The sequence below is a fragment of the Citrobacter sp. TBCS-15 genome (assembly GCF_005280815.1).
In the GTDB taxonomy this organism is placed as follows: Bacteria; Pseudomonadota; Gammaproteobacteria; order Enterobacterales; family Enterobacteriaceae; genus Citrobacter; species Citrobacter werkmanii.
Map to the genome: position 1 here is coordinate 1 of NZ_SZWK01000016.1, position 1,469 is coordinate 1,469.

2 protein-coding genes are annotated in these 1,469 nt (G+C 34.4%); both read left to right on the top strand.

The window, feature by feature from the left end:
- Window positions 1–387: hypothetical protein (locus FDW96_RS00080; RefSeq protein ID WP_212732841.1), on the top strand; the 387-nt coding region annotated here is incomplete at its 5' end.
- The coding region (locus FDW96_RS00085; RefSeq protein ID WP_137365018.1) for a hypothetical protein at window positions 387–1,469 on the top strand (1,083 nt) is incomplete at its 3' end. The genes FDW96_RS00080 and FDW96_RS00085, both read left to right, overlap by 1 nt.

The following is a 1,469-nucleotide window of genomic DNA, read 5'->3' on the forward strand; positions in this document are numbered from 1 at the left end:
GTCAAAGGAACTTCTTACACTTATTATGGAGAAACAAACATAGAGCGTTTAAGTCGTTGGGATATAAAAGACGAAATATTTAGTTTTATGGGGATATTATATCCGAAACTACCTAAAACACCTACTGGAGTTAGATTTTTAGACGATATTGGAAATGAATATACTGCAATTGTGTTTAAGACGGAACAGGTACAGAATTATATTTTAATCAATACAGATGTAAATGATGAAATTTATCAAGGCTGGAACGGAACGACTTCATTAAATTTGTTCCCTGTAATGGACTTTGAACGATACAGAACACGTATAATCGAACGCGGTCAAATGGAGTTAATCAATTTAACTAAGGCAGAGTTCAAAATCAAGAGAAAGGCGGACTTCGTTTAATGTTAGAAGCTAATGTTTATGATAACTTTAACCCTAATTATTATAATATATCTGATTTTACTCTTCCTAATGGTAAAAAAGACAAAAGAGGGCTACCAATACCAAAGGCAAGATGTCAAGTTATTAACTATGAGTTATGGGAAACAGGTTATCTTTACACTTCGTCAGCTACATTGACGGTTTCGGTAGAAGTTGGGGATATTGTTCAAATTCTTTTTCCTGAAGTTGTTCCAATCGAGGAGGCTCTAGGTCAAAAGAAAAAGCTAAACTTGGATATGGTTTATCTTGTGACAGATGTAGATGAAAGTAATAAAGCTACATTAAAGAACTATTTTTGGGCAATGATTGAAAGTCTTGATGTTCCAAATGCAATAACTAAAACGACAAATTTTGCTATCATTGATTATTTAATTGACCCTAATAAGAATAATTTAATGAGTTATGGCTACTTTTTCAATTCAACTATCTTTGAAGGAAAGGCTACAATCAACCGAAAAGCGGAAACTTCATCGGCTCATGACGTAGCTAAAAGGATATTCTCTAAGGTTCAATTTCAACCGACAACAACTATTCAACACGCTTCGTCTGAAATAGACCCTAGAAACTTATTATTCATTAACTTCGCTTCTAGGAACTGGAATAGAAATAGAATCACGACAAGGGTAGATATTAAGCAAAGCGTGACAATGGACACGGAAACAATAACAGAACGTTCGGCTTATAATTTTGCTGTTGTGTTTGTTAAAAATAAGGCAACAGACGACTATACAGACCCTCCTAAAATGTACACAGCAAAAAATAATGGAGATGTCATTGACTATAGCACTTATGGCGGAGACGGAACAGACTTGCCAGATGTAAGAACAGCTAAAACATTGTTTTATGATAGAGATGAACACGGAAACCCGCCAGATATATCTACTATTAAAGCTGAAATTTCACCCTCCACGATCGTCACAAGGTTATTCTTTAACCAAAACGAACTCTTACCTTTGTATGTTAATGACTTGGTAGATATATGGTATGACGGTAAACTGTATTCAGGATATATAGCAGATAGAGTTAAAACAGAGTTCAATGAT